This is a genomic window from Streptomyces sp. NPDC005931 (assembly GCF_042871235.1).
Lineage (GTDB): Bacteria > Actinomycetota > Actinomycetes > Streptomycetales > Streptomycetaceae > Streptomyces.
In genome coordinates, this window is the sequence record NZ_JBIAIG010000004.1 from 356,137 (window position 1) to 368,902 (window position 12,766).

At 73.8% G+C, this 12,766-nt stretch carries 9 protein-coding genes; 5 read left to right on the top strand and 4 right to left on the bottom strand.

The genetic code is table 11. From position 1 onward, the window contains the following. Nucleotides 1-128: 128 nt before the first annotated feature. Complete coding sequence (gene sucC / locus ACFYOV_RS12715; RefSeq protein WP_389086341.1) at nt 129-1,310, top strand: ADP-forming succinate--CoA ligase subunit beta; 1,182 nt, start codon at nt 129-131, stop codon at nt 1,308-1,310. Nucleotides 1,311-1,338: 28 nt separating this feature from the next. Beyond that, the gene (sucD, locus tag ACFYOV_RS12720) at nt 1,339-2,223 is read left to right on the top strand and encodes a succinate--CoA ligase subunit alpha (RefSeq protein ID WP_389086342.1); all 885 of its coding nucleotides are present in this window, start codon (nt 1,339-1,341) and stop codon (nt 2,221-2,223) included. A 128-nt stretch (nt 2,224-2,351) separates the two neighbouring features. On the opposite strand, the gene ACFYOV_RS12725 is transcribed toward sucD, so the two are convergent. Next, nucleotides 2,352-3,614, bottom strand: a complete 1,263-nt coding sequence (locus ACFYOV_RS12725; RefSeq protein ID WP_389086345.1) for a helix-turn-helix domain-containing protein — start codon at nt 3,612-3,614, stop codon at nt 2,352-2,354. A 96-nt stretch (nt 3,615-3,710) separates the two neighbouring features. Between ACFYOV_RS12725 and ACFYOV_RS12730 the strand changes: the two genes are divergently transcribed. Then, nucleotides 3,711-5,732, top strand: a complete 2,022-nt coding sequence (locus ACFYOV_RS12730) for a DUF6350 family protein (protein ID WP_389086347.1) — start codon at nt 3,711-3,713, stop codon at nt 5,730-5,732. A 692-nt stretch (nt 5,733-6,424) separates the two neighbouring features. Here the strand turns inward: ACFYOV_RS12730 and ACFYOV_RS12735 are convergent. After that, complete coding sequence (locus ACFYOV_RS12735) at nt 6,425-7,222, bottom strand: hypothetical protein (protein ID WP_389086350.1); 798 nt, start codon at nt 7,220-7,222, stop codon at nt 6,425-6,427. 380 nt (nt 7,223-7,602) lie between these two features. On the opposite strand from ACFYOV_RS12735, the gene purN reads away from it, so the two are divergent. Together purN and purH are read left to right on the top strand one after the other, a co-directional pair. Then, a complete protein-coding gene (gene purN / locus ACFYOV_RS12740; protein WP_389086352.1) occupies nt 7,603-8,241 on the top strand; it encodes a phosphoribosylglycinamide formyltransferase in 639 nt (212 codons plus the stop codon). Then, complete coding sequence (gene purH / locus ACFYOV_RS12745; protein WP_389086355.1) at nt 8,238-9,800, top strand: bifunctional phosphoribosylaminoimidazolecarboxamide formyltransferase/IMP cyclohydrolase; 1,563 nt, start codon at nt 8,238-8,240, stop codon at nt 9,798-9,800. Before purN ends, purH begins: the two co-directional genes overlap by 4 nt. Before the next feature lie 260 nt (nt 9,801-10,060). On the opposite strand, the gene ACFYOV_RS12750 is transcribed toward purH, so the two are convergent. Then, on the bottom strand, nt 10,061-11,626 hold the full coding sequence (locus ACFYOV_RS12750; RefSeq protein WP_389086357.1) for a serine/threonine protein kinase: 1,566 nt from the start codon (nt 11,624-11,626) through the stop codon (nt 10,061-10,063). A gap of 264 nt (nt 11,627-11,890) precedes the next feature. Beyond that, on the bottom strand, nt 11,891-12,478 hold the full coding sequence (locus ACFYOV_RS12755) for a hypothetical protein (protein ID WP_389086359.1): 588 nt from the start codon (nt 12,476-12,478) through the stop codon (nt 11,891-11,893). Nucleotides 12,479-12,766: the final 288 nt, after the last annotated feature.

Genomic DNA, 12,766 nt, shown 5'->3' on the forward strand with positions numbered 1-12,766 from the left:
GACGGACATGCCGCGCGCTCGGACACCGTGTGCGCCTCCCTTGTGACAGACGGCGGACGTCACGTTGCCCTTCGCGGCACGCCCACGCATCCAACGAACCGCGAGATCACTGATAGGGACGGAAGCGCGTGGACCTGTTCGAGTACCAGGCGAGGGACCTCTTCGCCAAGCACGATGTACCGGTGCTGGCCGGTGAAGTCATCGACACGCCTGAGGCGGCCCGCGCAGCCACCGAGCGCCTCGGTGGCAAGTCCGTCGTCAAGGCGCAGGTGAAGGTCGGCGGCCGTGGCAAGGCCGGTGGCGTCAAGCTCGCCGCGACCCCGGACGAGGCCGTCGCCCGCGCGACGGACATCCTCGGCATGGACATCAAGGGCCACACGGTCCACAAGGTGATGATCGCCGAGACGGCCCCGGAGATCCTGGAGGAGTACTACGTCTCCTTCCTCCTCGACCGTGCCAACCGCACCTTCCTCTCCATCGCCTCCGTCGAGGGCGGCATGGAGATCGAGGAGGTGGCGGCCACCCGTCCGGAGGCCGTCGCCAAGATTGCGATCGACGCCATCGACGGTGTGGACGAGGCGAAGGCCCGCGAGATCGTCGAGGCTGCCAAGTTCCCGGCCGAGGTCGCCGACAAGGTCGCGAACGTCCTCATCAGGCTGTGGGACACCTTCATCAAGTCGGACGCCCTCCTCGTCGAGGTCAACCCGCTCGCGAAGGTCGCCTCCGGCGAGGTCATCGCCCTCGACGGCAAGGTGTCGCTGGACGACAACGCCGAGTTCCGCCACCCCGAGTACGAGGAGCTCCACGACAAGGCCGCGGCGAACCCGCTCGAGGCCGCCGCCAAGGAGAAGAACCTCAACTACGTCAAGCTCGACGGTGAGGTCGGCATCATCGGCAACGGCGCGGGTCTCGTCATGAGCACCCTGGACGTCGTCGCGTACGCCGGTGAGGCGCACGGTGGCGTCAAGCCCGCCAACTTCCTGGACATCGGCGGTGGCGCCTCCGCCCAGGTGATGGCGAACGGCCTGGAGATCATCCTCGGCGACCCGGACGTCAAGTCCGTCTTCGTCAACGTCTTCGGCGGCATCACCGCCTGCGACGAGGTCGCCAACGGCATCGTCCAGGCCCTGAAGCTCCTGGAGGACCGCGGCGAGGAGGTCACCAAGCCCCTCGTCGTCCGTCTCGACGGCAACAACGCCGAGCTGGGCCGGAAGATCCTCACCGACGCCAACCACCCGCTGGTGCAGCGCGTCGACACGATGGACGGTGCGGCCGACAAGGCCGCCGAGCTCGCCGCAGCCGCCAAGTAAGCACCGAGGACGAGGACATCCACACACCATGTCTATCTGGCTCAACAAGGACAGCAAGGTCATCGTCCAGGGCATGACCGGCGCCACCGGCATGAAGCACACCAAGCTCATGCTCGGTGACGGCACCAACGTCGTGGGCGGCGTGAACCCGCGCAAGGCGGGTCAGACCGTGGACTTCGACGGCACCGAGGTACCGGTCTTCGGCACCGTCAAGGAGGCCATCGAGAAGACCGGCGCCAACGTCTCCGTCATCTTCGTGCCGGAGAAGTTCACCAAGGACGCCGTCGTCGAGGCCATCGACGCCGAGATCCCGCTGGCCGTCGTGATCACCGAGGGCATCGCCGTGCACGACACGGCCGCCTTCTGGGCGTACGCCGGCAAGAAGGGCAACAAGACCCGCATCATCGGCCCGAACTGCCCCGGCATCATCACCCCGGGCGGCTCGAACGTCGGCATCATCCCGGGCGACATCACCAAGCCGGGCCGCATCGGCCTGGTCTCGAAGTCCGGCACGCTGACGTACCAGATGATGTACGAGCTGCGCGACATCGGCTTCTCGACCTGCGTCGGCATCGGCGGTGACCCGATCATCGGCACCACCCACATCGACGCCCTCGCCGCCTTCCAGAACGACCCCGACACCGACCTGATCGTCATGATCGGTGAGATCGGCGGCGATGCCGAGGAGCGGGCCGCGGCCTTCATCAAGGAGAACGTGACCAAGCCGGTCGTCGGCTACGTCGCGGGCTTCACCGCGCCCGAGGGCAAGACCATGGGCCACGCCGGCGCCATCGTCTCCGGTTCCTCCGGCACCGCCCAGGCCAAGAAGGAGGCCCTCGAGGCCGCCGGCGTCAAGGTCGGCAAGACGCCGACCGAGACGGCGAAGCTGGCGCGCGAGATCCTCGCCGGCTGACCCGCCGGACCGCCCCGGCCGCCCGGTGCGGCCGGCCCGTACGGCACACGGTGGGCCCGTTCCCCGCGAGGGGGACGGGCCCACCGTCGTGTGTGCGCCGCCGGACACCGTCCGGGCGCCGCGGGCGCTCAGCGCGACTCGGGGGCGATTCGTTGCGGGCCGTGCTGGAACTCCTTGCGGAGCTTGGCGCGCAGATCCCGCTCCCGCTCCGAGAGCGGGCCGGGAGCCATCGGCGGGGGCACGCCCTGGACGGTCTCACCGGGGGGCACCGGCGGTTCGTAGCGCGTGGGCGCGGTACGCAGGGTCAGTGCCGTCGTGCCGATCAGGACGGCTGTGAAGGCGATGGCCGCACGGGTCCAGAAACACGCCCGGCGCTCGCTGCCGTCCCGGACGGCGGGCGGTTGTGCGGTGCGCAGGCGCTCGGAGGACGCCAGTTCGGTCAGCCGCTCGTGCAGCTCCCGCGGATCGGCCAGCTGCGGCAGCCGGGCGGCGACGGTCTCCCGCGCCTGAAGCAGCCGTACGGCCGCCGCCGAGGTGGTCGCCTCCGTCTCGGCCGCCGTCTCCGGCAGGCCGAGGCCGACACCGTCGTGGAGCACGAGGGTGCGGCGCCGGTGCGGCGGGAGCCGCAGCAGGACCTCCAGCAGGGTGCGGTCGGACGCGTCGGCGGGCGGGGGCTCGGGGTTCCGGTAGCGGGGGCGGAAGCGGTGCCACGGGGACAGCGCCCACTCGTACGCCGCGGCGCGCACCCAGCCCGCCGGGTCGGGGTCGCGGGCCACCTCGGGCCAGCGTTCCCAGGCGAGCTGGAAGGCCCGCTCGACCGATTCGCGGGCCAGTTCGCGGCGGCCGGTGAGCAGATACGCCTGCCGGGCGAGGGCGGGGGCGCAGAAGGCGTAGAGCGCGTCGAAGGCCTGAGTCGGTGTCAGGGCGCGCTGGTCCTCGTCGTGGAGTGCGGCCGGCTCCGAGGGGGTGGAGGACGCTTGCGGGGAGGGGGCGGACGCCTGCGGGGACGTGGGAGGCGGCGGGGGCTCGGGAGAGGTGGAGGGAGGGGGCGCCTGGGTGGACGCGGCGGGCTCCGGTGCGACCGGTTGGTGACGGCCGTCCCCGGCGAGCCCTTCCGGACGGACCGTCACCGGCTGCCCGGGCTGCCCCTCCTGACGTCCGGCGGCCTCGTCGGTGACGGGCTCGGCGGCCCGCGCCAGCGAGGCGAGCAGTTTCGCGTACGCCTCCCCCTTCCGGCCCTGCGGTGCCGTGCGGCCGGACTCCCACGCCCGCACCGTCTCGTGGCCGACGCCCACCCGTGCGGCGAGCTGAGCGTGCGTCAGCGTGGCTGCCTCACGCAGGCGTCGGCGTTCCTCGGGCGGGGGGAGGGGGGTGGCAGGGCTCCGTCTCACAGGACACCCCTTCGTACAAAAAAGAACATAAACGTATATTGAGCGACACGGCGGATCTTCGCCTGTTGCGCCGGGAAAGCGCGTGTCGTTGGGAGCATGGCGGTCGTGATCCCGACGACCGCTCGCCGCACGACACCCGCCCGGCGGCTCACCCGGATGCCCGACCGTTTCCCCGCACTGGCCGCCGGCCTCCTCGGCGGTGCCCTCGCCGCGGGGCTGGGGCTCGCGGCGTTCACCGTGCTGGTGATGGTGCTGTGGATCGGCTCGCCGTACCCGGACAGCGGGCCCGGCGGCGCGCTGCACGTCGCGGCGGCGCTGTGGCTGCTGGCGCACGGCGTGGAACTCGTCCGCACGGACACCCTCTCCGGGGGGCCTGTGCCCGTGGGGGTCGTGCCGCTGCTGCTGCTCGCGGTGCCGGTGTGGCTGGTGCACCGCGCGGCCCGCGACGCCACGGACGGGACCGCGGGGCACCTGGACGCGTCGGACGGGGCGGACCCGGGACACGGCCCGTCGCTCGCCTCCGGCCGTTCGGTGGGGACGGGCGTGGTCCTCGGCTACCTCACCGTCGGTGTGCCCGCCGCGCTGCACGCCGCCCAGGGTGGGCTGCGGCCGTCGTGGCCGTGGGCGGGGGTGTGCGTGCCGCTGGTCGCCGTGCTGGCGGCCGGAGCAGGGGTGTGGACGGCGTACGGCCGTCCGAACGCGCCACTGGAACGGGCCCTGGGCACCGTCCTGTCGAGGGGGCTGCGCCACCTCCTCCTCGGCCCCGACGGACGTGCGGGCGTTGCGGCACGGGCGGCGGCAGCCGGGGTGACGGTGCTGGTGGCGGGCGGGGCGCTGCTGCTGGCGGTGTCGCTGGGCGTGCACGGCGGACGGACGCGGGACGCCTTCCTGCGGCTGGCGGAGAGCTGGCCGGGGTGGTGTGCGGTGCTGGCGCTGGCGGTGACGCTGCTGCCGAACGCCGCGGTGTGGGCTGCGGCGTACGCCCTCGGGCCGGGTTTCGTCCTCGGCACCGGCAACGTCGTGACCCCGCTCGCCTCGGCCCCGCCCGCGGTGCCACCGGTGTTCCCGCTGCTGGCGGCGGTGCCGGACGCGGGTGGGGGGACGCCGGTGAACTGGACGGCCGGAGTCATCCCGCTGGTGGCCGCGGTGGCGGTGGGCCGGGTCGTGGGAGGCGGCGCGGCGGGGGTCCGGGCCGAGCGGAGCGGCGGGGGGCGGCCCGGCTCCGCCCCCCGCGTGCGCTGGTCCCTGGGCCGCACGACCGGTGCGGCCCTGCTGGCGGCGGCACTGTGCGCGGCCACCGCCGCCCTCTTGGCCGCCCTGGCCGGCGGCCCCCTGGGCACCGCCACCCTCTCCCGTTTCGGCCCGGTGTGGTGGCAGGTGGGGGCCGCGACGCTGCTCTGGACCGGCCCGGTGTCGGCGGCGAGCGCACTGGCAGTACGGGCGTGGCGCGGCAGGCGGCCGAGGGCGGCCGGGGACGGGGACGGCGACCGGGGGGTGTGGTTCGACGGCGGACGAGGTGTCGAACAGGAGGACGCGGGGCCGGAGTCCGGCGGCGGACCGGACGACCGGGGCCGACGGGGGATCGGGAGGCCGCGTTCGGGCTCCCTGGAGGACGGGCTCCCGGCGGCGCGACGGGCCAGGGTGCCGTGGCGCCGCTGGGCCGACCGGTCGCGGCGCGGGGACGAGGGCGACACCGACGCCGGCGCCGTGGCGTGGGCGACCATCGGGGACGGAGCGCAGCAGGCCACGTCACCGCGTCCCCGGGCCGACGCGGACGCGTCCCACCCGCTGCCCCACGAGCTCGACCACCGGCACCCGGCCGACACGGGCACCGGCGCCGCCGCTCTCTACGACTTCCTGCCCGTGGATCCCGCACGGGGATCCACCCCCGCACCCGGGCCCGCCCCCGCACCCGGGCCCGCCCCCGCACCCGGACCCGCCCCCGCACCCGGACCCGCCCCCGCACCCGGACCCGCCCCTGCACCCGGACCCGCCTTCGGACCTGCCACGGCCGCGCAGCCCCGCGCCGACCGCACCGGCGGTCCGGCAGACGGCGAACCCTCACGCCCGGCCGGGACGACGCCTCCGGACCCGGCCGACGATCCGAACGCCCCCTGAGCCGACTCCATCTCCGACCCACGCACCACCCGCGCGGACCACCGGTTGCGAGCATCCCCCGACGGGGTGATTCCGCACAGCCGAGGACCTGGAGCCCGCCCGGCAGCCACGACCCGCGCTTCAGGGCCGAGGGCCCGTTGGTTCCGGGACGTCCGCGGGGTATCGGCGGCTTGCGTCGGCGGACCCCTCAAGGGCCGGGTGCACGGGCGCCGGTCGGTTCTGCTGCGGCGGCTCGCAGTCTGCGGCGTCCGGTACCCGGTGGACTCGCGTGGGCCTGTGCCCACGGGGTCCGCACGCTGCTGGGCCTCGGGCCGTCCGGCGGTGGCTCGCTCCGGACCCCGTCGCGATCCGGACTCCAGGGCCGAGGGCCCGTTGGTTCCGGGACGTCCGCGGGGTATCGGCGGCTTGCGTCGGCGGACCCCTCAAGGGCCGGGTGCACGGGCGCCGGTCGGTTCTGTGGACTCGGATGGCCGGTGCCCCACGGGGCCCGCACGCTGTCCTGCCCCGGGCCTTCCCCGTGGCGGCCCACACTCCGGGGGCGACGGCTCATCGGGCTCGGCTCTCCGGGAGCCCGGCCCCGTCGTGCACACCTCCCCGGTAACTCGGCCGCTCGGCCGCTCGGCCACGGCGCGGGCGCGACCCACCGGTCCAGCCCCGCCGGCCGCCGGGGCCTCCCTCCTGCCGCCGTCGGCTCAGTCCTCCATGCCCAGCAGGCCCCTCAGCTCCTCCGGGAGGAGTTCGCTGCACGACTGCCTCGCCTCCTGGGTGAGGGCGTCGTTCCTGCACGTGTAGTAGTCGCGGTAGACCAGCTGCGCCGTGAAGGACGCAGCGACCAGCGCCAGGGCCAGGGATCCCGTGACCAGGCCGCTCACCGCCGCCGTGGTCTGGGGGCGGCCCTGCGGTCCGGGGGCGGGGGAGTCGGGGTCGGGGCGGCGGGGCTTGGCGCGCAGGGCGCTGATGGCCCAGTACAGGGCCAGCGAGCCCAGCAGCAGGGCCACGTAGGGCCAGCTGAACAGGGCGAAGAAGAAGGCCCACATGCCGGACAGCAGCGCGTAGCGCGCCCGGCGCTGGGCCGGGTCCGTGGGGTCCCAGCGCAGGCCGGACCCCTGGGGGCCGTCGCCCTGGCCCTCCGGCCGGCGCGGACGCTCGCCGAAGCCGCCGGGGGAGCGGCCGGGCTGGCGATCGCTCCAGTTGCGGCCCCAGGGGGAGCGGCCGCCGTTCCCGCGCGAGCCGTCCCCGCCCTCGCCACCGGACGGGTGCCGGGGCTGCCAGGGCCGGTCCGGAGTGCCCTCCGGCGGCGGGGCGAACGGATTGTCCTCGTGAGAGCCCTGGGAACCCTCGGAGCCGCGGCGCCGGCCGTCGCCGCCGCCCTGGCCCTGGGGCGCGTCGGGAGGCGAGGCGGGGCGCTCCCGGAGCAGCACGGCGCCACGCTCCCCTCCCTGCGCCGACTGCTGGGGGAACGTGAGGAGTCGCAGGCTGCGGTCCGGCATCAAGTGAGCGTCTTCCCCTTAATGAAGCACGACGTGGGACGGCGTGATCCGCCCGCCTCGCACGACGTATCGACTACGGCCGAGCCGGTCAGCCGTGGGATGTCCGGCGGCTGTCGGACCCGGGTCCGTCATCCCGTGAACGCTCGGTGCGCAGGTGACGTTCCCGAGCACGCCCCGGGCGCGCCCGGGCCGGCTCTTCCCAGACGCTACCTTCCGGCCATGCCCCCGTCCCGTGGGGGCCGCCCGGTGTGCCGGTATCGTTGCTGACGGTCGGCCGCTTCGTAGGCTTCCCCGTATCCGGGAGTGCGAAGCATTCGTGTGAATGTACAAAGCGCTGTGCCCGCCGACCGTACAGACGCTCCCCGAGAAAGGGCCCCACCGTGGCCGCCAAGCCCGTGGCCGAGCGCGCCAGGCGTCTCGTCGTGCTGGTCTCCGGATCCGGCACCAATCTCCAGGCCCTGCTCGACGAGATCGCCGCCGTCGGAGCCGAGGCGTACGGGGCCGAGGTCGTGGCCGTAGGCGCCGACCGCGAGGGCATCGAGGGGCTGGCCCGCGCCGAGCGCGCCGGGCTGCCGACCTTCGTGTGCAGGGTGAAGGACTACGCGACCCGTGAGGCGTGGGACGCGGCGCTGGCCGAGGCCGTCGCCGCTCACGAGCCGGACCTCGTGGTGTCGGCCGGGTTCATGAAGATCGTGGGCAAGGAGTTCCTGGCCCGCTTCGGCGGGCGGTTCGTCAACACCCACCCCGCCCTGCTGCCCAGTTTCCCGGGAGCCCACGGCGTGCGGGACGCGCTCGCGTACGGCGCCAAGGTCACCGGCTGCACCGTCCACTTCGTCGACGACGGCGTCGACACCGGCCCGATCATCGCGCAGGGCGTGGTGGAGGTCCGGGACGAGGACGACGAGAGCGCGCTGCACGAGCGCATCAAGGAAGTCGAGCGAAGGCTGCTCGTCGAGGTCGTGGGGCGGCTCGCCCGCAACGGCTATCGCATTGAGGGACGAAAGGTAGTTATCCAGTGACCGCCGAGAGCAACAAGCGGGCCATTCGACGGGCGCTCGTCAGCGTCTACGACAAGACCGGCCTCGAAGACCTCGCGCGCGGCCTGCACGAGGCCGGCGTGGAGCTCGTCTCCACCGGTTCCACGGCCGCGAGGATCGCCGGCGCCGGCGTCCCCGTGACCAAGGTCGAGGAGCTCACCGGCTTCCCCGAGTGCCTGGACGGCCGGGTCAAGACGCTGCACCCGAAGGTCCACGCGGGCATCCTCGCCGACCTGCGGCTGGAGGACCACCAGCGGCAGCTGGCCGAGCTGGGCGTCGAGCCGTTCGACCTCGTCGTGGTCAACCTCTACCCGTTCCGCGAGACCGTCGCCTCCGGTGCGACGCCCGACGAGTGCGTGGAGCAGATCGACATCGGCGGCCCGTCCATGGTGCGCGCCGCCGCCAAGAACCACCCCTCGGTCGCCGTCGTGACCAGCCCCGCGCGCTACGCGGACGTCCTCGCCGCGGTGCAGGACGGCGGATTCGACCTCGGCACGCGCAAGCGCCTGGCCGCCGAGGCGTTCCAGCACACGGCCGCCTACGACGTGGCCGTGGCCTCCTGGTTCGCCTCCGACTACGCGCCCGTCGACGACTCGCGGTTCCCCGACTTCCTCGGCGCCACGTGGGAGCGCAAGAGCACCCTGCGCTACGGGGAGAACCCGCACCAGCCCGCCGCGCTCTACGTCTCCGGCACGGGGGGCCTCGCCGAGGCGGAGCAGCTGCACGGCAAGGAGATGTCGTACAACAACTACACGGACACCGACGCGGCCCTCCGCGCGGCGTACGACCACTCCGAGCCGGCCGTCGCGATCATCAAGCACGCCAACCCCTGCGGCATCGCGGTCGGGGCCGACGTCGCCGAGGCGCACCGCAAGGCGCACGCCTGCGACCCGCTGTCCGCGTTCGGCGGGGTGATCGCCGTGAACCGCCCGGTCAGCAAGGAGATGGCCGAGCAGGTCGCGGAAATCTTCACCGAGGTCGTCGTGGCCCCCGGCTACGAGGAGGGCGCGCTGGAGGTGCTCACCAAGAAGAAGAACATCCGCGTGCTGCGCTGCCCCGACCGCCCGTCCGCCCCGGTCGAGGTCAAGCCCATCGACGGGGGCGTCCTGCTCCAGGTCACCGACCGGCTCCAGGCCGAGGGCGACGACCCGGCGCACTGGACCCTGGCCACCGGTGAGGCGCTCGACGCGGAGGAGCTCCAGCAGCTCGCCTTCGCCTGGCGGGCCTGCCGCGCGGTGAAGTCCAACGCCATCCTGCTCGCCAAGGACGGCGCCTCGGTCGGTGTCGGCATGGGCCAGGTCAACCGCGTCGACTCGGCGAAGCTGGCCGTCGAGCGGGCCGGTGCCGAGCGCGCGGCCGGGTCCTACGCCGCCTCCGACGCCTTCTTCCCCTTCCCCGACGGCCTGGAGATCCTCACGGGCGCCGGTGTGAAGGCCGTGGTGCAGCCCGGCGGCTCGGTCCGCGACGAACTGGTCGTCGAGGCCGCGAAGAAGGCCGGCGTCACCATGTACTTCACCGGGACCCGGCACTTCTTCCACTGACGGTGACGGCCCGCGCGGGCCGTCACCGCCCCGGAGGACGGATCGGCCGCCCCACCCCGAGCGGCCGGTCCGCAGGGAGGACCGGGGCTCCCACGACGGGCCGGCGGCGGCCTCCCCGCTGCCGCGCCGAGCGCGTCACCGGTGCCGTATCGGGCCGGGCCGCGGGGGACGGCGAGGCGTCCTCCCGGCCGGGGCGGGTAACTACCCCGGGCGGCGGTCGCCACCGCGGCGCACGACCACCGCGTGCCCGCCCCCCCCGCTCACTCCCTGGCCGTGGGTGCGTACTCCTTCAGGTAGTGGGCGACGCGGGCGGCGTAGTCGCGGTACTTCGGGGGGACGCCGCCCGCGTCGTTGACCTTCCCGTACGACGTGCGGTAGGCGGCGGCCAGCAGCACCCGGCGGTCCCCCGGGAGACCGGGGTGCAGACGGGGCGCGATCCAGCACAGGTAGCGGCCCATCGCAGGGATGGACTCGGCGGGCGGGAACGGCGGTTCCGGGACGGTCTCCCCCGGGGTGCCGTCCTCGTTCATCCACCAGCGCAGCACCTTCGGGGTCCAGCGGGCGATGCCGTACTCGTCCATCTCCGGGTCGGCGAGGTCCGGGTCGAAGTCGCTCTCGACCTTCAGCATGGCGGCGATCAGCACCGGTGTGACGCCCTCACGTCCGCAGTCGTGCGCCGTCTCGACGATCAGCAGCCGGTACGCGGGCGGAACACCCCGGTCGGTGCGCAGCTCGTCCGCGCCGTAGGGGGCCGCGCCGGTGTTCGCGGAACCGCGGGTGCCGTCGGGGCCGCCGCCGGGCGGGTTCGTGGCCCAGACCCCGATGCCGTACCCGAGGCCCGCCATGGCGGCCGTGGCGACGGCAGCCAGGGCGACGGTGACGCGCCGCGAGCGGCGGCGCGCGGGCAGCAGCCGGGGCAGCCGGAGCGGGTGCCCCGTACCGGCCGCCGCCCGCACCCGGCGCAGCAACGCCTCACCACCGATCCGGTCCTCGTGGGTGCGGGCCAGACAGGCGCGCACGATCTCCCGCCAGCCGTCCGGCAGTTCCGGGGACAGCCGCAGTTCGGCGGTGCCGCGGGCGTAGGCGGCGGCCGCGTCGCGGCGGACCGCCGGGGTGGCGCCGGGCAGCGGGAAGGAACCGGTGAGGACCAGGTGGGCGAGGACACCGAAGGCCCATACGTCGGCGGACGGGCGGATACGCCGGCCCCGTTCGCCGATCCGGGACCACAGCAGCTCGGGCGGGGTGTAGTCGGGGGTGGAGAAGGCGGGCGTGTAGGCGTGGGTGCCTTCGAGCTCGGCGGCCATGTTGAAGTCGGCGAGGCGGACCGAACCGTCCGCCATCAGCAGCACATTGGCCGGTTTCAGGTCCCCGTGCACCCAGCCCGCCCGGTGCAGCTGGGCCAGCCCCTCGCAGACCTGCGCGAGCAGTGCCGGGCCGGCGCCGGGCCGGGGGGAGGCGGTGAGCAGGGCGGACAGGGAGCCCGACGCCTTCTCCAGGACGAGCACGGTGGCGCCGTCCAGCTCCGGGTGGCCCGGGTCGTCGACGGTCAGCGTCTGGTACATGCGGATCAACCGGGGCCTGCGCAGCCGCCGCAGCAACTCGACCTCGCGCTCGACCAGTTCCCGCAGGTGCGACAGCTGGCGGGGCGTTCCGGTGCCGGTGGGCAGGAACTTCAGGGCGGCCACCGCGGGGAGTTCCGCCGCGCCGTCCCGGGTGCGCCGGGCGGCGTACACGCTTCCGAAGGCGCCCGTGGCGATCGCCTCCCGCACCTCCCACACGCCGACCCGGTACCCCTTGGGCACCGGCACGGCGTAGGGCTCGGTCACCGGGGCGCCCCACGGGGCGGCCGGCGTGCGCGGTGCCGGCCGGTGGCGGGTCCGGTCGTGATGCGGGTGCAGTGCTCCGCGTGCCCCGCGTTCTCCGTGGTCTGCGGAGCTGCGACGGCGATGCTGTTCAAGGTGCGTCTCCCCGTGCCTGACGGCTACTCCGTCAGACTAGGGCGACGCACCAGGGCCGTGTCTCCCTCGTACGGGTGAGACACGGCCCCCTGGAAGCGAATGGCGGGAACTGCTCAGTGTCCCGCGTCGCGTTCAGTAGCGCGGTCGCTTGAACCAGTCCGCGCTGGCCCGCTTCGCGGCGAAGACGATCAGCATGATCGCGACCGCGAGGATGACCAGGCCGAGACCGTAGGCCGCGATCGTGAAGATGCCGGTGACGATCGCGAACGAGCCGTACACGATGGAGCACACGCGCACGCCGTTGCCGCCCTTGGCGTACTGGAGCAGCAGCACCAGACCGAGCACGGCGAACACCGCGGCCAGGCCCAGGAAGAAGACGACGACGCCCTTGCCCAGGTCGGCGAACGCCTCGGCCTCGGAGTCGCCGGAGATGCCGGCCTCGGCCATCGTCTCGTCCCACTTGGACAAGGCGTAGCCGTACATCCCCGCGACGATGAGGTGACCCAGGACGATCACGCCGAGCATGATCTGCGCGGCACGCGTGATGCCGGGCATCTGCGTGGGGACGTAACCGCCGCCGTACGGCTGGGAGACGGGCGGGGCCGCCGGGTATCCGTAGCCCTGCGGTACGCCCGGCTGCTGGGGGTAGCCGTAGCCGGGGGCGGGGGGCTGCTGCTGGGGCGGCTGCCCGTAGGGGTTGTTCGGGTCGCCGAAACTCATGGCGGTACTTCCTCCGTTGTCGCTCTGGTGCGGGGACGGCGCGAAGCATGGCGCGGAGGAAGTTCTACAAGTGCGGTCCGTCCCCCCGGTTCTGCCTGCGGCACTGTGCCACTCATCGTTCTCGACCGGTCTCTTCGTTGTCCAGCCGCGGACCCCATGTGTTGTGCAAGTGCAACATCGTCGATCTTGTCAACGGCAGGCGGAGCATGATCGGATGCCGGGTTGCCCCCGCTGCGGGCCCGCCCGGTATGCGGGCGGATTGGAACCGCGGCCCGGTCATCTAGGAGG

Coding starts and splice junctions, on each gene's coding strand:
- ACFYOV_RS12735 (WP_389086350.1), bottom strand. CDS start 7,222: ATGCCGGACCGCAGCCTGCGACTCCTCACGTTCCCCCAGCAGTCGGCG.
- sucD (WP_389086342.1), top strand. CDS start 1,339: ATGTCTATCTGGCTCAACAAGGACAGCAAGGTCATCGTCCAGGGCATG.
- ACFYOV_RS12755 (WP_389086359.1), bottom strand. CDS start 12,478: ATGAGTTTCGGCGACCCGAACAACCCCTACGGGCAGCCGCCCCAGCAG.
- ACFYOV_RS12730 (WP_389086347.1), top strand. CDS start 3,711: ATGGCGGTCGTGATCCCGACGACCGCTCGCCGCACGACACCCGCCCGG.